The sequence below is a fragment of the Mesoplasma entomophilum genome (assembly GCF_002804125.1).
Lineage (GTDB): Bacteria > Bacillota_I > Bacilli_A > Mycoplasmatales > Mycoplasmataceae > Mesoplasma > Mesoplasma entomophilum.
In genome coordinates this window covers 212,936-234,926 of the sequence record NZ_CP024966.1, presented here as the reverse complement: position 1 = coordinate 234,926, position 21,991 = coordinate 212,936, and the positions used below count along the sequence as shown (strand labels likewise).

The following is a 21,991-nucleotide window of genomic DNA, read 5'->3' as shown; positions in this document are numbered from 1 at the left end:
CTCCAATAAATTATTAAGGTAAATTATGTTTTTATTTTACAAAGTTTAAAAAAAGATTTACTCCTACAGTTAAACCATTTTCTTTGAATTGTTTTCTACTCATGTTATTTTCATAAATTTTAATGACTTCATATTTTGTTCTAGAACAAACACAAATATAAGCTAATCCAACTTCTTTTTTTTCCATTGCAATAGGTCCAGCATTACCTGTAAAACTAATTGAAAAATCTGAATTAGTTAATTCTAAAGTTTTTTGTGCCATTTCAATCGCACATTCTTCAGACACAACACCATATTTTTTAATAATTCGTTCATTAATACCAACTATAGATTGTTTAAATGAATTTTGGTAACTAACAAAAGATCCTACATAAACTTTGCTAGCTCCTGAAATATTTGTTATCTCATTAGCAAACATTCCTCCTGTGAAAGATTCACAAGTTGAAATAGTTTGATTATTTGTTTTTAAATAATCTACAAGTTTTTTCATTGTTTCCATAATTCACCACAAACTATTAAAAAATATGAGATTTTAATATAACCCACGTTTTGTACCTTTCGGTGTCAATCATCTATCTAGGATATAATCCTCCTGGTTCACATTCATTTCTGTTCACCAAGTTCCTTTACCAAAATTTAAGTTTCTTACTTATGGGGTTTACCGCGTTCCATTTCAAGGTTTCCCTATACTCGTCTCTGTGGCACTTCATAACATCACCATAGCAAAGCCTTAGGTTAGTTATGCCGTCAATACTTGTGTATTGCCTAGACTTATTTTTTCGTCTAGCATAATCACTACAACCATCTCAGATTGTGCAAGCGTGGAGTTTCCTCTACATTTTTTAAAAATGCAGCGATTGACCATAAAATCTCATATATTATTTTATCTTATAATCTATTAACTTATAATATTTATTATTTATTTTCCAATTTTTCTAAAATTTGCTTCATTGTTTTTTCTAATGTATCAATTTGTTTTGATTGTTTAACAAAGTCTGAATTTGAAAAACGCTCTTTTGTCAATTTATCAATTTCAGCGCTTTTATTAATGAACATTGCATGATAATCAGATGACTTTTGTTCTAGAACAGCAATATCGCTATTTTTTTCTTCTATAACTTTATTTAGTCGTACTAATTCTTCTTCATAGAATTTCATTTGAACAATAATTTTGTCTAGTAAATTATCAACACTTTCAACTTTATACCCTGGGAATTCACTAGGAATTTTTTCGTGCAAAATCTCATCTGCTAATATAATTTGTTTTTTCATAAGTACCTCCAATATTTATTATTTATTTTATCATGTATTAAAAATAAAAAATCTATTAATACTAATATGAGGTGATTAAATGAATCCAATTAAAAATCAAGGAATGTTTCTTGAAACACTTTTAAATATTACACATCAAAAATATATTGACAATAACGATTGTGTTGTTTCAAAGATACCAACTAATATACTTCCAATTAGTACAAAAAATAATCAAATAACAAATGCGAAATTTAAAAATAGTATTAATTGTGATTACATTGGCGTTTATAAAGGCATTTACTTTGAGTTTGAAGCCAAAGAAACTTATAAAGATTATTTTGATTTTCATCTGATACGAAAAAATCAAAATGAAAAAATGAAGTTAGTTACAAGTAATAAAGGTATAGCTTTTTTAATAATTTACTTTGGTAGTTATGAAGAGTTCTTTTTAGTTAGCTATTTAACTTTAATTGCATGAGTTAATAAAAACAAAAAAACCATTCCATATGAATGATTTTTAGATAATGCATATCAAATTTACTTAGATAGTGAGTTTAAATTAAATTACTTGCCTAAACTTAATTTTCTAATCAATTAAATTTCAGAGATTTCTCAATTTTGTTTGAATATTTTCCAATTAGTTTAAGGAATGTCTCATAATCATTTATTTTATGTTTATATAAAATGTCTAAAACTTGTTGTCGTGATATAGAAGTTTGTAAAATATCTTTCAATTCTTCAATTTGAGGAATTGTAAATTTTCAGCCAATTTCTTTTTCAATTGTTTGAATAAAATATGTTTCTCCTTTTTTAATTGATTCATTTTCAATTAGTAAAACTATTTTCAAAAATAATTGACTAAAATCTATTTCTTTTGGTTTGATCTTAACAAGTCTTTTATCAACTAAATCTTGTAACTCAGCCTCAATTGTATCAATAGAAATATTCATAAATTTAGATAATTTCAAAGGTGTAATCATTTTTTTATTTTCATCACTAAACTGCATTGTTAATAAAACTATCATCACCTGATTTTCATTCATTGAAATCTTTTTATAGTTTTCTAATAATAATTTATGTTTTGAAATTAATCCTTTTGCTAATAATTCTATAAGCATAACTACACATCCTTTTTTGGTATATGTATTTTATTTTAATTTAAAAATAAAAAAAAGTAAGCATATGCTTACTTTTAGTTTAATTTTTCTTTTAATTGTTTAGCTGCTTTAAATTTAGCTGATTTTGAAGAAGCAATTGAAATTTTTTCACCTGTAGAAGGGTTGATACCTTCTCTTGCTGCTCTTTCGCTAATTGCAAATTTACCAAAACCTGCGATTGAAACTTCATTTCCTGAAGATAATTCTTCAATGATTAAATCGAATAATGAGTTTACTACTGATTCACATTCAACTTTTGAAATGTTTTCATTAGCAATGATTTCATTAATTAAGTCTTTTTTTGTCATATTTTCTCCTTTAATTTTTTAAACTAATTTCACGTCTCTAAAGACATTATTTAAAAGTGAAATAGGCTTAACATTATTATATAAAATATTATATATTATTTCAAAAAAATTCATGTTAATTTCATATTTTATCCCTATTTCATGGGCTATTCTGGCTGTTTCCACCCCTTCAACAGTTAATTTAAATGATTCTAAAGCTTTTTTAGCATCATTTAATTCAACAATTGTTTCACCTAATCTAAAATTTCTAGATTTTTTACTTGATGCAGTTAATATTAAATCACCTAATCCAGCAAAGTTTAAAAATGTTTCTAGCTTAGCTCCAAAATGTTTTCCAAACTCATACATTTCATTTAATCCTAACGTCAATAATGTAGCATGAGCATTATCCCCTGCATTATATGCTTTAAGAATTCCACCACCAATTGCAATTGAATTTTTTAATGCAGCTGATATTTCACAACCAGCAATATCAGTTGTTGGATACATGTAAAAGTATTCATTTGAAAATACGTCACATAGTTCTTTAGCTTTTTCAATTGTTTCTGACGCAATCATTATAGCGGTAGGTTGACGATCAACAACTTCAATAGCAATTGAGGGACCATACAAAGCTGAGTATGATGCTAAAACGTTTGATTTTTCAAAGTATTTTTTAATTTTATCTGAAAGTAAACCTAAATTCTCTTCATCAAGACCTTTTGCTGTATTAATTATATCCATTGGTTTTTTAGCATATTTAATAATATCATTAACTACATGTTTGATTGCAGTTGTAGGAACTCCCAAAATTAAAATATCAGTATTTTCCAATGCTGCTGCCATTGAATTAGTAGCTCTAATTTTTTTATTTATTTTTTTATTATCAAAAAAAACTGAATTTTGATGATAAATATTAATATCGTCAACTTGTTGTTCAACAATTCCATACATAATAACATTGTTATCATTATCGGCTAATACATTTGCTAATGCAGTTCCGTAAGCTCCAGTTCCGATAATTGTTATATTTTTTTTACTCATAGTTTTTATTTCCTTTCTCTGAAAATAATTGACATTGGCACACCTTCAAATCCAAATTGAAGTCTTATTTGATTTTCTAAAAATCTTTTGTATGAGAAGTGAACATAATCCGGGTTGTTAACAAACAAAACAAATGTAGGTAAATAAGCTTCCACTTGTGCACCATAATAAATCTTTAGTCTTCCACCGTTAAAGTTTGGTGCAGGATTAATTAATTGTGCTTTATTTAAAACTTCATTGAATACTGATGTTTTAATTTTTTTATCAAGTGCTGTTCTAATGTCTTCAACTGCAGTAAATATTTTAGTTATTCTAGTTTTATCATGCGCTGACACGAATAAAATTTTGGCGTACGCTAAATATTTAAAGTAAGCTCTTATTTCATCTTCCTTTTTTAATATCTCTTTTTCTTTATTTTCTACTAAATCTCATTTATTAGCAATTATTATAATTGGTTTTCTTTCTTCGAAAGCCAATCCACCAATATTTGTATCTAAATCACTAATTGGTACTGATGCATCTAACATAAGTAAAACAACATCACTTCCATTAATTGTTGTTAACGATCTCAAGTAACTGTACTTTTCAACGTTTTGAAAGATCTTAGATTTCTTTCTAATACCTGCAGTATCAATAAGTGTATATTCAATATTATTTACTTTAACAACTGAGTCAACTGCATCCAAGGTTGTACCAGGTATATCACTAACAATCATTCTTTCCTCACCAATTAATGAATTAACTAATGAAGATTTACCAACGTTTGGTCTCCCTATAATTGAAACTCTTGTTCTATTATCTTTATTTATTTCATCATTTGAAGGCATTTGATGAATTATATCGTCTAATAAATCCCCAGTTCCGATACCGTGAGTTGCACTTATAAGAATTGGCTCTCCAAATCCTAAACTCATGTACTCATATTGATCAAAATTAGAAGTTTTTTTATCATATTTATTTACTGCTAAAACAATTGGTTTTTTAGTCTTGTATAAAATTTTTGCAATCATTTTATCCTCATCTGATAAACCTTCTTGATGATTCAATAAAAAAACAATTACATCAGCTTCTTCCATAGCTATTTCAGCTTGAACCTTAATCTCTTTAGCAAATGGTTGATCTTCAAGTGTTATACCACCAGTGTCAATAACAATAAATTCTCTTGTTAATCATTCTGCTGTCCCATAAATTCTATCTCTGGTTACACCTGGTGTATCTTCAACAATTGATTTTTTTTCTCTAATTATTCTGTTAAATAACGATGATTTACCAACGTTTGGTCTTCCTACTATTGCTACAATTCCCTTTTTCATTTTATTTACCTTCCAATTCTTTTATTTTATCAATAACCATATTAACAACGTCTTGGATTGGAATATTTGAATTATCAATTAATCAAGCATCTTCTACTTTTTTTAATCCATTTTTAAAGTCCTGTTCATCTCTGTTAATTATCGAATTTTTTATTTCCTCAAAATTATTATTTTTAATACCTAATCTTTTATTTTGCTTAAATCTTCTTTCAGCTCTAGCTTCAACACTTGAATCTAAATAAATTTTTAAATCCGCATCAGGCAATACAACAGTTGTTATATCTCTACCTATTTCAATGTATCCGCCACCAGTTACCATTGCTCTTTGAGCTTTTATCATGAACTTTCTCACTTCTGGTATTGGAGTTACATAATTAATGAATTCGACTATGTCATTTTCTTGAATTCTTTTTTCTACTTCTTTTCCATTTAAATAAGGTTTACCATTTTTAACTGAAAAGTCAAAAATATTTAATGTATCAATAATTTGCTCTTTATTTGAAAAATCAATTTTTGATTCTATACAAAGCAAAGTAAATGCTCTATACATTAATCCTGTATCAATAAATTCATAACCTATTTTTTGAGCAACTGCATTGAACGTAGCAGTTTTTCCACTACCTGCAGTCCCATCAACAGCTACAATAATTTTCTTATTCATATTAACCTCCTTCTAAATGAAAAAAATGATTATTATCCCTATTAAACCAACTAAAGTAAATCCAGCAAAAACAAATGTGAATATTTTTGTATTTATTTTAAATCTTTTTTTACTCTGAGTTAAATTGTGCATTTTTTCTCTTTGTTTATTTCTAATATCGTGAATTAATGTTTTATTTCCGTCAATTTTTTGAGCAATTATTTTTTTTTCTTGATCACTTAAAAAACTTTTAGCTAGAGTTTGATTTTTATCACCTGCATAGTTTGTTTTATATGCTTCACTGTTATTTACTCTATCTAAAAATTTTCTATTTTTTTCGTTTAATGAATTAAGTAAATCTTCCAATTCTTTTTTATAGAATTCTTTTTCTTGAAACATAATTTCACTTTTACTATTACCATTACCACTTAACTCATAACTTTGAATTTTCTTCAACTCATCAAGCGAATCATTTAACTGACTAATGATTTCATAATTAAAATGTTTTATTTCAGGATCATGTTCTAAATGAAACTTAACATTATCGTTTTCCTGATTTAAAACTTTTTCAACTCTTGTGAAAAAATCAGGATCAATATTTTTCAAGGTCTCCAAAGAAGAACTAACTAATGAATTCATAGCTAAAATGTCTCTATTTTCAACAGACTTCTTATTCATTTCTTTTATTTGGTCTTTGTGTAATTCACTTCTTGATAATTGCTTATCCACGTTAATTCCTCCTTTTATACTTTTATATATTTTATAACAAATACTAGTTTTAATCTTACACAACAAAAAATAAAAGGTTAAACCTTCTATTTTTTAATCATTTTACAAATATAAAAACCATCCGTATTCATTTCATAACCAAATAATTGCTTTTCTTCAATAATCTTAATATCTTTATATTTCTTTGTAAATTCTTTAATTTGATGCTGATTTTCAAAAGGGTTTATTGTGCAGGTAGAATAAACCATGACACCATTACTTTTAAGGTTAAAATAAGCAGTATCTAATAATTTTTTTTGAAGTTGTACAATATTATTAATACTTTTCATTTCAATATTATTAATTTTTATTTCTGGCTTTCTTTTTAATACACCAAAACCTGAACAGGGGGCATCTAATAATATAAAATCAAAATTTTCTTTTTCATCAATTAAAGTTGCATCTCCACATTTAAGTTCAATATTTTTACAACTTAATCTTTCAATATTTTGTTCTATCAGTTTTATTTTATTTTGGCTTATTTCATATCCAGTGATATGACCTGTATTTTCCATTAGCATACTTAAATGAGTTAATTTGCCCCCTGGAGCACTACACATATCTAAAACTTTTGCTCCTTTAGTTGGATTTAAAACATTCCCAACCAAAATAGAAGCTGGGTCTTGAATAGTTATTTCTCCGTTTGTATAACTATCACTTTTAACAATTGCTTTTTTAGAAACTAAACAGTTTTCGATTTGAGTTTTTTCTAGTCCATACTCTTCTTTATTTTTATTAAAAAAATCGTCTTCAGTTATTTTTAATGTATTAACCCTGAAACTAATCACAGGTTTTTGATTAGAATCTACAGCTACTTTTTTTGCAATTTCATTTCCATAGCCTTTTTGAATTAAGACAAACAAATTTTTAGGAAATGAATTTTCAATGCAAATTCTTTCAGTTTCATCTTTATTTGAAAAATCAAATAATTCCTCCTCATTATTAATAACTTTTTTTAAACAGGCATTTATTAGGCCAGAAAATTTATGGTTGACAGACTTAGCAATCATTACTGATTCATTGACAATAGCATACTGCGGGATTGTTTTTAAAAAACGAATTTGATAAATGCTCATTCATAACAATATTTGAATATCAATATTTGTTTTCTTAACATCTATTATTTTTCTTGAAACTTGGTCAAGTAATATTTGGTTTGTAATAGTACCATGTACTATAGCAAAAATTAAGTTCTTAAATTTATTTGAAATTTGCATTTTAGATACATCATTTAAAAGGATATTTGAAAAAGATTTGTTCTTAAACACTTTTTTCAGAATATCAAATGCAATTCTTCTTGAGTTATTAGTCTCCACTGAAATCACTTCTTTGTTTTATGCTGAAAAAGTTAATTTTGAACATTAATTTTTGAATTTTAAAATCTACAAATTCTACATCATTAATTTTTGAAAAATCTCCATGAGCCAAAGTTTTTCTATAAACTTCAGAAGAAAGTATTTTAATTAGTTCTTCTCTAGCATCAAAGTTTTGTGCTTCTTCTTTTGCTTCAGTATTATGCGCTAATATTTTAACATTAGCTTCTCAGTTGTTAATAAAGTAAGTATATTTTTCATCAACAATATTTTCAACTATTTTAACAAGATCTTTAAACTTAGATTCCTTGTTTGCTCCTGCACATTTTTCCCTAATTAAAATGTCAGTAATTTTTGACACAGCGTTTTCAACAGAATCATTTTCAACAACATAATCATAATTATGCTTTAATGGTATTTCTAATAATGCTTTATCTAAACGAGCTTTAATTTTTTCATCTGATTCAGTTGCTCTACCCTTTATTCTTGCTTCTAGCTCATTTAAAGTTGGTGGCATTAAAAATATTGATAAAACATTTTCCTCATTTCTTAAAACTTGAGTTGCTCCATCAACTTCAATTTCTAAAATAACATTTTTACCTTGATTTAATTTTTCCTCAACGTATTTTCTTGGTGTTCCATAAGAATTACCAACAAAATTGGCATACTCAATAAGTTCATTGTTGACAATTGCATTTGCAAATTCTTCTTTTGACACAAAGAAATAGTTAACCCCATTTACTTCACCTTCACGTGGTGGTCTTGTTGTCATTGAAACTGAATATTCTAATTTCAATTCTTTATTTCTCAATAATTCCCCATTAACACTACCCTTACCAACACCGCTTGGTCCTGATATAATAATTACTTTTCCTTTATTTTCCATCTTTGTTCTCCAATCTTATAATGTATAAATGTTTTTTATTGTAATCTTTGTATTTTAATAATTTAAATTCTGATATAACTTTTTTATCTAATGGCATTTCTGATTCAATCATTATTATTGCTCAGTTATTTAATAGGTTTAAATCAAGTAATTTTTTAAACACTTGATCGTATGACTCAACTTTTGCAAATGGTGGGTCCATATAAACCAAATCAAATTTTTCATTTCTAAAAGCTAAATAGTCAATCAATTCTAAATAGTCCTTATTGTGAGTTTCTCAATTTTTAGATTTAGTTTTTTCTAAGTTTGACTTTATTACTCTTAAGGCATCTCTTGAAAAATCATTAACCACAGCATATGGTATTCCTCTACTTAAACCTTCAATAGTTAAAGCACCGCTCCCACCAAAAATATCTAAACTTTTTTTGCCGTCAAAGATAAAATAGTTATCAATAATATTGAATGCATCTTCTTTAATTCTAGTCAAAGTAGGTCTAGTATTCATACCTTCAAGTGTATTTAATTTTAACCCTTTATATTTGCCTGATATTACGTTCATTTAACTCCTTGATAATTTAATATTATATAGCATAACACTTATAAAAGCACTAAAGAGCTAATTATAAGATTTGTTTGTTGTGAAAATATAATTCAATATTCTTGTCTTTGTTAATTTTTCACTGTTTTTTGAAATCAATTTTATATTTTTATCACTTAATTGAATTTTGATTGAGTTATTTGCTGGTAGTTTACATTTTCTGCTATCCACAATAATTTCAACATCATTTGGTTTTGTTATTACTACTTCCACCTTATGCTTTCTTGAAAAAATAACTGGAGCATTTAATGTTCTGAAGTTGTTATTTGATACTGCAGCTATTTCTAGCATCTGAAAAATATTATTTTCATCAATTATTACAGCTCCATTGTGAGATTTTGCAAATCCAGTGCTTCCACCAGAAGTTGAGAATACTAAACCTGTTCCTCTAAAAGTTTCTAGCAATTCACCATCAATTAAAACATCAACTTCCAATGGTCTTAAGTTATTAATGATTTTAATTTCATTAATAACTTTATAATCGTTAGCCTCCAAAACTGAAATTTCAATTGGTTCTTGTTTTTCTATATTATTTAATATGTCCTTAATATCTGAGATTCTGTTATGGTTTGTGTAAAAACCAATACCCCCTGACTTGATTGGTACAAAGATTACTTCTTCTAAAATGTTATTAAATAGTTCTGCTGCTTTTAGAAACGTACCATCTCCGCCAATCACAAAAATGTAATTAGGATTTTTATTATCTAAAATTCATTTTTTACTAATTAATAAATTTGAAAGTTCCTCAGCAATTTTTTTTGATTCGTCATAATCATTTTTTACAATACTATATTTCATTTTGCACCTCAAGTTAATGTAAAATAATTATATCAATTATTAGGTTATATATGTTTGATATAATATTATATATAAAAGCGAGGAATATAAGAATGCAAAAAGAAAGAATGATAACTGGTATTACACCGAGTGATTCAATGAGTTTGGGAAACTATTTAGGAGTCGTTAAAAATTTAATTGAGTATCAAAATGAATATGATTTATTTGTTTTTGTTGCTAATTTACATGCTATAACAATCCCTAAAGATCCAACTCAATTAAAACTTAAAACAAAGGAAATGACAGCACTTTATATTGCATGTGGACTTGACCCCGAAAAGATGACTCTTTTCTTACAATCTGATGTTGTTGAACACTCTCAGTTAGGTTGAATTCTTACTACTCAATCAACAATGGGTGAATTATCAAGAATGACTCAATTCAAAGATAAATCAGCAAAAGAAAGTAACGGAGAAAATATTTCTATTCCTACAGGTTTATTTACATATCCTTGTTTAATGGCTGCTGATATTTTACTTTATGATCCAAAATTTGTTCCTGTTGGTGTGGACCAAAAACAACATTTAGAATTGGCTAGAGACATAGCAAGTAGAATGAATAACAAATATGGAGAAATGCATGTTGTTCCAGAACCTATATTAACTAAAGGTAATATTAAAATTATGGACTTGCAAGATCCTACTAAAAAAATGAGTAAATCTAGCGAAAACCCTAAAGCTGTTATCAAAATGTTAGATTCACCTGCTGAAATAGCAAATAAAATTAAAGCCGCTGTAACAGATAGTGAAAACTTAATTAAATACGATCCTGTTAATAAACCAGGGGTTTCTAACCTAATGAATATATATTCAATCATCAAAGATGTTTCAATTGAAGAATGTAATAAAAGATGAGAAGGAAAAAATTATAAAGATCTGAAAGACGATGTGACTGAAGCGTTATTAGAATTAATTATTCCGATTCATGAAAAATACAATGAAATTATTAAAGGTGATTACTTAAAAGAAGTACTTGAAAAAGGTGCTTCAAAGGCTAAAAAAGTTGCTAATAAAAAAGTTAATAAAGTTCAAAATAAATTAGGAATTAATTGATATAGAAAATAAACCTTCAGAGGTTTATTTTTTTATATAAAAAAGATGCTTATGCATCTTTGTTCATTATTCAGGTGCCATTCAACCAACCATTTTAATTCTTTTGATTAGTTTAGTAGCATTCTTTTTAGTTCTGTTCTCAACACAATTAGCATGTACGCCAATATAGTTTTCAATTTCAAGAACTGGTTTTTTAATATTTATTAAATCAATTACTCAAGCAGTTTCATCATCACTCATGTTTTCATTAATTTTGAATTCCATTGGATATTTACATATATAACAAAGTCTAAAGTCTTTTCGGTCTCTATTTTGAATAATAGGACAATTTTCTCAAGCTTTAGCATATTCAGCATTAGTGAAGATTACTTTATTTGATTTTTGATCTATTTTAGCCATAATTTTATTATTTTGAAGCTAATGCTTTATTTGATGCATCAACTAATAATTTAAATTGTTCTGGGTTTGAAATAGCTAATTCTGATAACATTTTACGGTTAACATCAATATTTGCTAATTTTAATCCATTCATAAATCTTGAATATGATAAACCATAAGGTCTAACAGCTGCGTTGATACGTACAATTCATAATTTTCTAAAATCACGTTTCTTTTGTTTACGCCCGATAAAAGCGTAAGCCATAGAACGAACTACTTGTTCGTGCGCTTTTTTATATGAAGAATGTTTAGTTCCATAGTAACCTTTTGCACGTTTAATTCAACGTTTTCTTCTTGCTCTAGTTACTTTTCCAAATTTAACTCTTGCCATAACTTATTTTCCTTTTACCTTTCTTATTTTTGTAATAAACCTTTAATACGTTTCATATCTGTTACATGAACGATTGTAGCTTTTTCTAAGTGACGTTTTTGTTTTGTAGTTTTACCTGTAGCACGGTGAGATCTATAAGCTTTACCTCTTTTTAAAGTACCGTTTTTCTTAGCAATAACTCTTTTTGCTAATGATTTTTTTGATTTCATTTTTGGCATAATACTTAATTTCCTTTCAATACTTTTCTAATTATTTCTTTGGCACAACGTACATGTCTAAGAATCTTGAGTTTAATTTAGCTTCTTTTTCAATTTTAGCTATATCTTCAATTTCCTTGTAGAATCTGTCCAGTGTTTCTTTTCCTAAATCCATGTATGCAATTTCTCTACCTTTAAATTTTAAAGAAATTTTAACTCTATCTCCAGCTTCTAAAAACTCTCTAGCTTTTTTAGCTTTTGTAACTAAGTCATGATGACCGATGTTAACGGTCAATCTGATTTCTTTGTTTTCAACCTTAACTTGGTTTTTCTTAGCTTCTTTATTTTTCTTTTGTTGTTGGTATTTAAATTTACCATAATCTAAAATTTTACAAATTGCTAAACCATCAGGTTGTTGACCTACTTGCATTAAATCTAAACCTTTTTCTTCAGCTAATTGAATAGCTTCATTTCTTTTTAAAGGTCCTAGTTTTTCACCATTGTCTCCAATGATTAAAACTTCTCTAGCTCTAATAAAAGTGTTTATTGGGTCTTGATTTTTAATAGGTTTTGAATTGTTTCTTCTTTGATCCATCTAATACTCCTTTGGATAAATAAAATGTGTGCCGTCAAAAAATTAGATAGCACACATTATAATATTCTTTATATTACTAATTCAACCACTTTACGTTAAGTTTGTGGTGAGCCTGTGCTTCTTTTTCTTTAACATTTAAATTATAACAAATAAATTAATGATTTGTAAATATATTAACCAACAGTTGCGATTAATTCACCTTTTTTAACTTTTCCCATTTTTACAATAGTAATTTCTTTACCATTTTGGTTAGTTACAATAATAGGTGTTGTAATTGAAGGAACTTTTGGTTTAACAAATTTTAAGTCAACTTTAACCATTGGGTCACCATGGTTAACTTTGTCTCCTTGTTTAACAAATGATTCAAATCCTTCTCCATCAAGGTTAACTGTGTCTAGTCCAATATGAACTAAAACTTCAACTCCTGATTTTTCTCTAAATCCATATGCGTGTTTTGTTGGGAAAACACTAGCTAATTCACCATTCATTGGTGAAACAAAATCACCATTTGCAGGAACAATAGCTAAACCATCACCCATCATTTTTCCACTAAAAACTTCATCTTCAACTTTGTCTAATCCAACTACCTCACCATCAACTGGTGCAAAGATTTCAACAAGTTTGCTTTTTTTGCTAAATAATCCCATGTTTTATATTTCTCCTCTTTTAAACTAATTAGGCTAATAAAATTATAACACTTAAATATATAGATGATAAAGTCCAATAAGTAAAAATGTATAAAAAAATAAAATAATTTTGAAAAATATAATTCCATTAATGTATTATTAAAATAGAAAATAATTTTAGAGAAGGAAAAATAAAGAATGATAAAATGGAAAAAAAGAGTCCATTTAACTGATGAACAAAAAATACAAAATTACAAAAAGGAAATATTAACTTTAGAACAAGTTGATTATTCTCCACTTTATAGTCAAGACGTTGCTTATCATAACTATGGATACATTCATACATTTAGAGTTATATCTGATGGGTTAAGACTATCAAACATGAAACAATTTATGGCTGGTATTTTAGCTGGTATTTGAATTGGATTAGTTTATGTTGCAGTTGCTATGGCTACGTATTCATTTGTAGGTGCTGATAAAGCTGTACTTGAATCACTAGTAAAAATATTAACCGGATTAATATTTGGTAGTGTTATATTACTTATATCATTTCTTGGAGGGGGTTTTGTTACAGCACACATGTGATACAACAGAACAATGTTCAAGAAAGTTGAAAGATGATCAATTTTCTTAAAAGCTTGCGGACTTGTTTATGCTGGTAACATAATTGGAATTATGATATTTACTTGTATTTTTCAATTAAGTGGAGCTTTAAACCACAGCCCAGCATTGGCCCAACATATATACAATGCTTTTGGCAAAGCTAAACTTTATGAAGTAGGTTCAGCAATAGAAGCTAAAGATGCTTTAAAAGCTGGTGAAATATTTAAAACAATTGGTTATGTATTTGCAAGTGCTGTATTATGTAACTTCTTAATCTGTTTAGCAACTCAAGGTTCTAAATCAGCAAAAGGAAATACAGTTGCAGCAATGATCATGTACTTTTTAGTATTATTCTATTTTGCAATTGGTGGTTACCAACACTGTGTAGCTAACTGATTTGGCGCTTGAATGTTAATATTAAGAGCAATATCTGATCCAACAACTCAACATGCAAACATGGCTTGAGCATTCGTTGCTTTCAATATTATTCCTGCATTATTAGGTAACTTTGTTGGTGCGTTAATAATTGGAACATTTATGGGCCTATTTAACAAAGAATTTGATACATTATTGGTTCAAGAAGCTAGAATGAAATTTCTAGCAGAAGAAATTGAAAGAATTGAAAACAAAAAAATGAAAATAAAAAAATAATCGTTGCGATTATTTTTTTTGTCCTCTTAAGTTGCTTAATACTGTTTGCATGCAATCATGACAGTAATATAACGTAATTCTTTTGTAAACTGGTTCAGTTGTTAATCACTTGTTTTGTGTTGAGTTAACATCTAATATTTTTTCTGCAAATGATGCACTTGCATCATTTTTACAATTTGTGTTGTAACATTTCATTTTTTTAATCCCTTTGTCTTCTATCTTCTCTTAATCTTTTTAAAAACTCTATATCATTTGTTTCATTAATCTTTTTAATATAAAGTTTTGATTCTGCCCTCAATCTCTTTATTTTGTTTTTTGATCTAAATTTATAGTTTGAATCAACTATTCTTTTTGACACTAAACAAATTATATACCCACTAATTGTTATTAGTGCTAAAAAATAAGGCAATCATTTTTTTTCTGCATATCCGAAGTCAACATTGATTCTCAATGCTTCATTTATATAGTGAAAATTTGGTTGGTTAACAAATCCTGCTTGAACTATATTAATTGAATATCTCATTGGATGTAAATATAATATGTAATTTAGTCATTGTTGTTCAACAATAGTTTGAAATGGAAATCCTAAACCTAAAAAATACATGGTTGAAAAATAAATTAATAAACCAATCATTACTGTTCACTTTGTGTTATTAATGAAAGTGTATAAGAATAATGCAATTACATAACATGTAACTCAACATATTAGTAAGCCAAAAATGACCATCAATGCATTCATGTTCTCTATATAGGTTCACTGAGCTGGAAATAGTATAATTGATAATAAAAATAATACTAAACAAATAATAAATGTTGATACAAAGTTAAACGCCAACAGCGAAGCATGTTTTGTTTTATTGCTAATATCAGTCATGCTCATTTTATCAACAAAGTTTTTTCCTCTTCAATCATTTATTGTTCTTAAATAAATGTACATTGAGTTTCTAACCATAGCTACACAAATTCCTGAGACTAATAAAAATGGATCATTATTTTTGAATGCTAATCAGCATAACATTGTGTAAAAAGAAATAAAAACACCCAAAAATATATTTAACGGATTTTTAAATCAATGTTTAGTTTGAATAACAAATAACATACTAAAAACTTTATATTCTTTTTTGAACTTTGCTGATTTCATTATTTACCACCTCGCTTTTTGCTAGGTTTAATTGTTTTAATCTTATTGCGTTTTTTAGTTTTTTCTTCTTTATAATTTAAACCAGCTATTTCTACTAATGCTTTTAACTCATCAATTGAACTTGTTTTTTTAATTAATTCAATATTATTTGTATGTTTTTTAATACCTTTAAATTTTGAATATTTTCTTATTCCAAATTGGTAATTATTTTTTAAACGTATATAGAAAGCTAGAGCAAATAAAATAATAAAACTAATTGAAATAACTGCTGGTAGTCATCATCCGTTTCCTCCATAACCAAAACCATGTTGCCCTAATCATGAACTTGCTTCTACACCTGGGAAAGCCATATTTGATGCATTTCCAACTCATGCTGCTTGCATTAAGTGTAATGTGTATCTGTGCGGAGCAATGTAAGTTAAAATATTAATTACTGGTATTTGGCCAACTACGTTTCAAGGAATACCCAAACCTAATAAATACATTGGTCCAAAATATGATAATAAAGAAATAATAAATACATACTCTTTATTTTTAAATGTAGTTGACAAAAATAAAGCTATAACATTTGAAAGTAAAATATTTAAAACAAAACCTATTAAAAATGGCCCTCATTCAACATTAGAAATAACTTGTCTTTGCGAACTAAATAACATTGCTAAAGAAATTAAAAGTAATGTAACTAAAATATTAACTATTCAGTTAAAACATAAAATTGAAGAATATAAAATTCTTTTAGAAACTGGTGTTGTTAATAAGTTTCTGATAAATCTTGTTTCTCTTCAATCAGCTAGTGTTAAGTTTAAATTATATTGTGAGTTTCTAATAGAAGAAATCCCAATTGCTGATGCTAAAACGAAACTATCAGCTAAAAGACCTGATTCTGCATCATGAGGTTTAAAAGCTACTCAACACAACATTGTTACTGTTGTTAAAACAACACCCAAAATAATATTTATTGGATCTGTAATATAGTTGAAAGTTTGAGCCTTCATTAGTCTTAAAAAAATTCTGAAATTCTTATTTGATTTCATTAGTTGCGTCCTCTTTTAAAGAATTATGAACTAGCTTATCATTTAACTTCTTTTCTTTTTCTTTTTTAAATTGCTGTTTTAATATTTTTCTTCTAATTATTTTTTGTTCTTCTCTAATGTATTTTTCTTTAAGTTTATCTAACTGTTTTTTTTCTGATTCAGACATTGTGATGCTTAAAACGTCTCCATTGACAATAATCTTATCATTTGCAAAAGTTCTTTTTAACTCTTTGCTTAAGAATTTTTCAATACCATTTAAAGTTTTATGGTATTTTTTATATTTATAATTAATAGTTAATTTATTTATTAATTTAATAGTTACTTTAATTTTTTTAGAAATAGTTTTAATAGCATTTGCATTAATATATGAAACAGACAAGTTATCAATGCTTGTTTTTAAATCCAAAATACTAAAGTAAACTTCTTTTAATCTATTTAAAACTTTTTCGCTGTGATTTTCTTGAACTTCAAGTTGTTCAATTATTGATTGTAAGTTGTTTGAATATGTTTCTGTCTTACTATTCATTGTAGAGAAAAATTTACTTTTGTTTTTGATTTTCTTTTCGGCTATAAGTTCTTCTTTAAATATAGACTTAGTATATTCCATTACAGATTTATATTCTTTTTTAACTTCTTTAATTGATAGATCCTCAAAGATTTCACCATCATTTAAATAAACTACTCTATCTGTTAAGTTTTCTAAAAAATAATAACTTGGGCTATTTAAAACAACTGTATTGCCTTCATCTAAGTATTCTTTCAAGAAAATAGTGATTTTTTCTTCATATCTAAAGTCTATATCCGATGATAACTCATCAATTAAAACTAATTCAGGTTTTGAGATGAAAGCTAAGAAAATCGCATATATTTGTAATCTTACAATTGATAGTTTATTAAGATATTTTTCTTCAATTTCGTTGACACCAAAAACATCTTTTAGTTTATTAATTCATTCTAGATCGTTTATGTCATATATTCTAATTCATAAGTCATTTATATCTTTTACTTTAAATCCGTTTGGCCACGCTTGTTCTCTTTTTTGTAGCCCAATCGCCTTTAAAATATTTTCTTCTTCTAAATTATAATTAATAGTTCCTGTTGTGTTTTTTAAATTATTTGCAATAATTCTTAGTAAAGTTGTTTTACCACTACCATTAGAACCTAAAAGTGAAATACATTCACCGCGATATAATTTCAAGTCAATTTTCTTTAATGCTCAAATTTGTTTATTATATATTTTTGATACATTTGATAATTCTACTATAGGAGCTTTTAAATCCATTAATAAGTACCTTTCTCTTTCCATTTTTTGTTTTTTCTCATTTATAAATTATTTTACTCCTTGAAAAAAAATATAGAGTTTTTTGGAAAGAAAAAAACCTTAAATAAATAAGGTTTTTATTTAAATATTAATTGGTAATAACTAATTTACCTTTTTTAATGTCATATGTTTTTCAAAATCCTAAGATTGTTGCCATAATTACTGTACCAACAACGATTGCTAAGATGTATAAACCTACACCTAAACCAATTGCTCCACCTGAATTCATTTGTTCTGGGTTTGTTCCAAGTAATCCAGATTTTAATAACGGGAATACTGCTATTCCACCATGAGGTGCTCCTAAAGTAATTTTACATCCACCAACAATTAAACCAGTGATTGTTCCACCAGCCATTGCAGAAACTGAAATTCTTTTTGGATCAGTTACCATGAATGGTATAGCTCCTTCTGAAATAAAGAATGCTCCCATTAGTCAGTTAGCTTTTGCTGAATCTTTTTCTTTTGTTGTTCATGCATTTCTAAATAATAAAGTACATAATGCAATTCCTAGAGGTGGAACCATTCCACCAGCCATAGCAGCTGCCATTGTAACAGTTATTAAAGGATCGTTACCTAAACCACCAGAAACTGATAAAGTTCCAGTTACATAAGCTATTTTATTGATTGGTCCTCCCATATCAATGCACATCATTAATCCTAGGATAGCTCCTAATAATATTAATAAATTATGATCAGCTAGTAATTTTAAGAATTGTTGTAGACCATACATTGTATAACCTAAAGGAATATTTAAAGCAAACATCGCTAAAGAAATACCTAAAAGTGATAATACAGGAATTAGAACTATATCTCTTACTCCATGGAAAGATTTTTTAAATTTTTTAAATCCCAATGTTAATCCAAATACAATTAAGGCTGCTACATATGCACCAACCATACCCCCAATAAATCCTGATTGCATAGGAATTATAGTTTCTCCATTTTCATTTAAAGGAAATAATACTGATCATAATCCTGATCAACCGCCTGGTTTACTTGCATATGCAAATCCACCTGTTCCATCTGCAAGTATACCTGCAATAAAACCTGGCATTAATCCTTGAGGGCCAACAATTGTATATGAAATATATGCTGCTAAAACAGGAACCATCATCATCATGCCTGTTTTACCAATTGCTGAAAATCAACCCGCAACTTCGCTGTGTGTTCCAAAATTTCCCATTCATCAATTAGTTCATTCTGCTAATATATCAACTTTAGATTTGTCATATATATTGTTAAATCAATAATCAAATGTTGCACCAGTCATTCCTGGAACATTACCATTACCTGCTGCAAAATCAATTAAGAATCCAATTCCTAATATAATTCCTCCAGCAACAACAAATGGTAACATTCTTGAAACACCAGCAAGTAAGTTCCCTTTAACTTGAGCAAATTTTTTCATTGAAAAATCATCGCTTACTTCATCATCTTTTGAAGATACAACTTTTGCTGTAGTAGTTTTATCTGTTTTTCCAAATTCCTCAATTAATTGTTTTCCATTAAAAATTGCATCTTTAGTAGTTGTATCAATTACTTGTTTACCACTAAATCTAGCCATACCTTGTAAGTTTTTGTCGTGAGCTAAAATAATCACCTTAGCATTATCAACATCTTCTTGAGTTAATTTATTTTCAGTTCCTCTACGTCCTTGAGTTTCAATTTTAACACTTAAACCTAATTCTGTAGCATACTCAATTAATTTTTCTTCTGCTAAATATGTATGAGCAATCCCTGTTGGACATGCTGTTATACCAATAACATCATATTTTCCATCTTGTGCTTCAATTTTTTTAGTTTCTGAATCTATGTCAAAAGCTTTTGAAAGATCTTTAAAAGTTTTTGCACTTCTTAATGCCTCTTGAAATTCAGGTTTCATTAAGAATTTTGATAAATCAGCCAATGCACCCAAGTGTGCTTCACCTTTTTCATCATTTGTAGCAATCATAAAGATTAGGTCTACTGGTTTGTTATCTAAACTTTGTCAGTCTATCGGTGATTTTAAACTTAAGAAAGCAATGCAAGGTTCTTTAACTGTATTGTTAATTGCGTGAGGAATACCAATTCCATCACCCATACCTGTTGATGCTTCGCCTTCTCTTTTTAAAATCGCATCTTTAAAAGTTTTTTTGTTAGCTATCATTTTTTCTGATGATAATTTATCAACTAAAAAATCAATGACTTCTTCTTTTGATTTTAAATCTGCTTGAAAGACTGAAACTTTAGATTTAAATAAATCTTTTAATTCCATAATTGTCTCCTATTTTATTTTATTAACTTTAATTTCTTCTTTTAGTCTTAAAATGTCGTCTTTTAATCCAAGTCATTCAGTAAAAGCTGTTGCTCCACCTGCTGCTGCACCAAATTGTAAACACTCTTCAATTGATAAATTTTTATATAATCCATATGTGAATCCCGCAATCATACTATCACCTGATCCAACTGAATTAACTAATTTACCTTTGGCAATTCCTGCTTCATAAATTGAGTTATCTTCTGCAAAGAAATAACTTCCTTTACTTCCTCTGCTTAATAAAACGTTTTTAGCACCTAATGACTTTAATTTTTGAACCATTTCAGTCACTTCTTCAAATGAGTATTCTTTGAATGGTAAACTTAATATTTCACAAATCTCTTCAACATTAGGTTTTATTAAGTAAGGTTTTGCTTTTAATCCATTTAGCATGCTTACTTTTGAAGTATCTAAGATAAATATTGCATTCTTTTCATTTGCAATATTCCCTATTTCTTCATAAATATTATTTTCAACACCAGTTGGTATACTTCCAGCTGCTACTAAAATATCACCGTTTTTTAAGTTTTTTCTTAAAAAATCTTTTAACTCATTTATTACTTCTAAGCTAACTGTTGATCCTAAACCATTTAATTCAGTTTCTTCAAATTTAGCTAAATTTTTTATTTTCAAATTTGTTCTTGTGGCACCTTTGTTTATAAAGAATTCATTGTTCAGTTTGTTTTCTTGAAACTTTTCTAAAAATGAACCTTTATTGTTTGAACCCAAGATACCAGTTGATAAAACTTCTGCTTCTAAATTATTTAAAACTATAGAAACATTAATACCTTTACCACCAATTACTACATATTCATTTTTGTAATAATTTGTTTCTCCGATATTAAATCCATCAGTTTCAATTATATGATCTAAAGCAGGATTTAATGTAACTGTATATATCATTTTTTTCCTCTTTTTATATTAATTTAATTGATTCTTTGTCAGCAAATTTATAAAAGGATTTTCGATCCATTTTACTAGAATCAGCTAATCCATAGCTTTCTCTTGAATTTTTTATTACTTCGATTTTTACTTGAGCATGTTCCGGACTTGTTGTGTAAATGAATCCATCTTCGTCTACAGCATTTACACCTAAAAATGCTTTATCAAAATTATAATTTTTCAAGGCTTCAAGAGCTTCGAACCCTAAAATAGCTCCTGTTACATTTGTAAACTTACCACCAAGTAAGTAAACATTATCGTGACCGTTTTTAATTAGTTCCAAAACATTATAAATAGAATTGGTTACAATTTGTAAATTAAGATCAGCTTTTAAGTATTTAGCAATAAAATAAGCATTTGATCCTGAATCAATAAATATTGAATCATTCTTATTAATTTTTTTTATAGCTTCTTTGGCAATTGTTTCTTTTTCTTTAACATTGTCTTTTATTTTCTTTTCAAAAAAATCTTCATAGATAAATGCTGGTTCTTTATACTCAACTCCACCATGCAACTTAACTACCTTCTTCAACTCTTCAAGTTCTATTAAGTCTCTTCTTAAAGTTGTTAGCGGAATTTTAAATTCATTTGAAAGGGTTTCAACAGTAACAATTTTTTTGCCCTTTAAAAAATTTAAAATCATTGTTTGTCTTTGTTTTTTTATCAT

The 21,991-nt window shown here is 27.3% G+C and carries 27 protein-coding genes and 1 other RNA gene; 3 read left to right on the top strand and 25 right to left on the bottom strand.

Annotated elements, in window-relative coordinates; all coding sequences use genetic code 4:
• Positions 1-31: 31 nt before the first annotated feature.
• From MENTO_RS01095 to MENTO_RS01085, 3 genes are all read right to left on the bottom strand, one after another.
• A complete protein-coding gene (locus MENTO_RS01095; RefSeq protein ID WP_167372668.1) occupies positions 32-499 on the bottom strand; it encodes a CinA family protein in 468 nt (155 codons plus the stop codon).
• A 34-nt stretch (positions 500-533) separates the two neighbouring features.
• Positions 534-869: RNase P RNA component class B (rnpB, locus tag MENTO_RS01090), an RNA gene on the bottom strand.
• Between the two features lie 46 nt (positions 870-915).
• Positions 916-1,272 (bottom strand): hypothetical protein, encoded by a 357-nt coding sequence (locus tag MENTO_RS01085; RefSeq protein ID WP_099651048.1) that lies wholly within the window; start codon positions 1,270-1,272, stop codon positions 916-918.
• 79 nt (positions 1,273-1,351) lie between these two features.
• Here MENTO_RS01085 and MENTO_RS01080 point away from each other — a divergent pair, with 79 nt between their 5' ends.
• Positions 1,352-1,852 (top strand): Holliday junction resolvase RecU, encoded by a 501-nt coding sequence (locus tag MENTO_RS01080; protein ID WP_099651047.1) that lies wholly within the window; start codon positions 1,352-1,354, stop codon positions 1,850-1,852.
• Here MENTO_RS01080 and MENTO_RS01075 read toward each other — a convergent pair.
• From MENTO_RS01075 to MENTO_RS01030, 10 genes are all read right to left on the bottom strand, one after another.
• Positions 1,833-2,372: a DnaD family protein gene (locus MENTO_RS01075; protein ID WP_099651046.1), complete on the bottom strand. Its 540-nt coding sequence runs from the start codon at positions 2,370-2,372 to the stop codon at positions 1,833-1,835. The genes MENTO_RS01080 and MENTO_RS01075 overlap by 20 nt on opposite strands.
• 74 nt (positions 2,373-2,446) lie before the next feature.
• Positions 2,447-2,719, bottom strand: coding sequence for an HU family DNA-binding protein (locus tag MENTO_RS01070; RefSeq protein WP_099651045.1), 273 nt, complete (start codon positions 2,717-2,719; stop codon positions 2,447-2,449).
• Positions 2,720-2,737: 18 nt separating this feature from the next.
• Positions 2,738-3,742, bottom strand: a complete 1,005-nt coding sequence (locus MENTO_RS01065; protein WP_099651044.1) for an NAD(P)H-dependent glycerol-3-phosphate dehydrogenase — start codon at positions 3,740-3,742, stop codon at positions 2,738-2,740.
• 5 nt (positions 3,743-3,747) lie between these two features.
• Positions 3,748-5,055 (bottom strand): ribosome biogenesis GTPase Der, encoded by a 1,308-nt coding sequence (gene der / locus MENTO_RS01060; RefSeq protein ID WP_099651043.1) that lies wholly within the window; start codon positions 5,053-5,055, stop codon positions 3,748-3,750.
• Position 5,056: 1 nt separating this feature from the next.
• Positions 5,057-5,716 (bottom strand): (d)CMP kinase, encoded by a 660-nt coding sequence (gene cmk / locus MENTO_RS01055; RefSeq protein ID WP_099651042.1) that lies wholly within the window; start codon positions 5,714-5,716, stop codon positions 5,057-5,059.
• Between the two features lie 12 nt (positions 5,717-5,728).
• Complete coding sequence (locus MENTO_RS01050) at positions 5,729-6,424, bottom strand: hypothetical protein (protein WP_099651041.1); 696 nt, start codon at positions 6,422-6,424, stop codon at positions 5,729-5,731.
• 86 nt (positions 6,425-6,510) lie between these two features.
• Positions 6,511-7,788 carry a 16S rRNA (cytosine(967)-C(5))-methyltransferase RsmB gene (gene rsmB, locus MENTO_RS01045; RefSeq protein ID WP_099651040.1) on the bottom strand — a complete coding sequence of 426 codons (1,278 nt, stop codon included), beginning with the start codon at positions 7,786-7,788 and terminating at the stop codon, positions 6,511-6,513.
• Positions 7,769-8,662, bottom strand: coding sequence for a guanylate kinase (gene gmk / locus MENTO_RS01040; protein WP_099651039.1), 894 nt, complete (start codon positions 8,660-8,662; stop codon positions 7,769-7,771). The genes rsmB and gmk overlap by 20 nt, the downstream gene beginning before the upstream one ends.
• Complete coding sequence (gene rsmD / locus MENTO_RS01035; RefSeq protein ID WP_099651038.1) at positions 8,652-9,221, bottom strand: 16S rRNA (guanine(966)-N(2))-methyltransferase RsmD; 570 nt, start codon at positions 9,219-9,221, stop codon at positions 8,652-8,654. The genes gmk and rsmD overlap by 11 nt, the downstream gene beginning before the upstream one ends.
• A gap of 57 nt (positions 9,222-9,278) precedes the next feature.
• Positions 9,279-10,058, bottom strand: a complete 780-nt coding sequence (locus MENTO_RS01030) for an NAD(+)/NADH kinase (protein ID WP_099651037.1) — start codon at positions 10,056-10,058, stop codon at positions 9,279-9,281.
• Positions 10,059-10,150: 92 nt separating this feature from the next.
• Between MENTO_RS01030 and trpS the strand changes: the two genes are divergently transcribed.
• Positions 10,151-11,161, top strand: coding sequence for a tryptophan--tRNA ligase (trpS, locus tag MENTO_RS01025; protein WP_167372667.1), 1,011 nt, complete (start codon positions 10,151-10,153; stop codon positions 11,159-11,161).
• Between the two features lie 54 nt (positions 11,162-11,215).
• Here trpS and MENTO_RS01020 read toward each other — a convergent pair whose 3' ends face one another.
• From MENTO_RS01020 to MENTO_RS01000, 5 genes are all read right to left on the bottom strand, one after another.
• Positions 11,216-11,548 carry a hypothetical protein gene (locus MENTO_RS01020; protein WP_099651035.1) on the bottom strand — a complete coding sequence of 111 codons (333 nt, stop codon included), beginning with the start codon at positions 11,546-11,548 and terminating at the stop codon, positions 11,216-11,218.
• A 7-nt stretch (positions 11,549-11,555) separates the two neighbouring features.
• The gene (rplT, locus tag MENTO_RS01015; RefSeq protein ID WP_099651034.1) at positions 11,556-11,918 is read right to left on the bottom strand and encodes a 50S ribosomal protein L20; all 363 of its coding nucleotides are present in this window, start codon (positions 11,916-11,918) and stop codon (positions 11,556-11,558) included.
• 23 nt (positions 11,919-11,941) lie between these two features.
• A complete protein-coding gene (gene rpmI, locus MENTO_RS01010) occupies positions 11,942-12,136 on the bottom strand; it encodes a 50S ribosomal protein L35 (protein ID WP_011183086.1) in 195 nt (64 codons plus the stop codon).
• Between the two features lie 31 nt (positions 12,137-12,167).
• Positions 12,168-12,710 carry a translation initiation factor IF-3 gene (gene infC, locus MENTO_RS01005; RefSeq protein WP_099651033.1) on the bottom strand — a complete coding sequence of 181 codons (543 nt, stop codon included), beginning with the start codon at positions 12,708-12,710 and terminating at the stop codon, positions 12,168-12,170.
• 173 nt (positions 12,711-12,883) lie between these two features.
• Complete coding sequence (locus MENTO_RS01000; RefSeq protein ID WP_099651032.1) at positions 12,884-13,357, bottom strand: PTS sugar transporter subunit IIA; 474 nt, start codon at positions 13,355-13,357, stop codon at positions 12,884-12,886.
• Positions 13,358-13,534: 177 nt separating this feature from the next.
• Between MENTO_RS01000 and MENTO_RS00995 the strand changes: the two genes are divergently transcribed.
• Positions 13,535-14,590: a formate/nitrite transporter family protein gene (locus tag MENTO_RS00995; protein WP_099651031.1), complete on the top strand. Its 1,056-nt coding sequence runs from the start codon at positions 13,535-13,537 to the stop codon at positions 14,588-14,590.
• 9 nt (positions 14,591-14,599) lie between these two features.
• Here MENTO_RS00995 and MENTO_RS00990 read toward each other — a convergent pair whose 3' ends face one another.
• The 7 genes from MENTO_RS00990 to MENTO_RS00960 form a co-directional block, all read right to left on the bottom strand.
• On the bottom strand, positions 14,600-14,785 hold the full coding sequence (locus tag MENTO_RS00990; protein ID WP_099651030.1) for a hypothetical protein: 186 nt from the start codon (positions 14,783-14,785) through the stop codon (positions 14,600-14,602).
• Positions 14,786-14,789: 4 nt separating this feature from the next.
• Entirely contained in the window at positions 14,790-15,731 is a 942-nt protein-coding gene (locus MENTO_RS00985; protein WP_099651029.1) for an ABC transporter permease, read from the bottom strand.
• The gene (locus MENTO_RS00980) at positions 15,731-16,765 is read right to left on the bottom strand and encodes a hypothetical protein (protein WP_099651028.1); all 1,035 of its coding nucleotides are present in this window, start codon (positions 16,763-16,765) and stop codon (positions 15,731-15,733) included. The genes MENTO_RS00985 and MENTO_RS00980 overlap by 1 nt, the downstream gene beginning before the upstream one ends.
• Complete coding sequence (locus MENTO_RS00975; RefSeq protein WP_167372666.1) at positions 16,752-18,071, bottom strand: ATP-binding cassette domain-containing protein; 1,320 nt, start codon at positions 18,069-18,071, stop codon at positions 16,752-16,754. The genes MENTO_RS00980 and MENTO_RS00975 overlap by 14 nt, the downstream gene beginning before the upstream one ends.
• 103 nt (positions 18,072-18,174) lie before the next feature.
• Entirely contained in the window at positions 18,175-20,340 is a 2,166-nt protein-coding gene (locus MENTO_RS00970) for a PTS fructose transporter subunit IIABC (protein WP_099651027.1), read from the bottom strand.
• A gap of 9 nt (positions 20,341-20,349) precedes the next feature.
• Complete coding sequence (gene pfkB / locus MENTO_RS00965) at positions 20,350-21,285, bottom strand: 1-phosphofructokinase (protein WP_099651026.1); 936 nt, start codon at positions 21,283-21,285, stop codon at positions 20,350-20,352.
• Positions 21,286-21,298: 13 nt separating this feature from the next.
• Positions 21,299-21,991: a DeoR/GlpR family DNA-binding transcription regulator gene (locus tag MENTO_RS00960; protein ID WP_099651025.1), complete on the bottom strand. Its 693-nt coding sequence runs from the start codon at positions 21,989-21,991 to the stop codon at positions 21,299-21,301.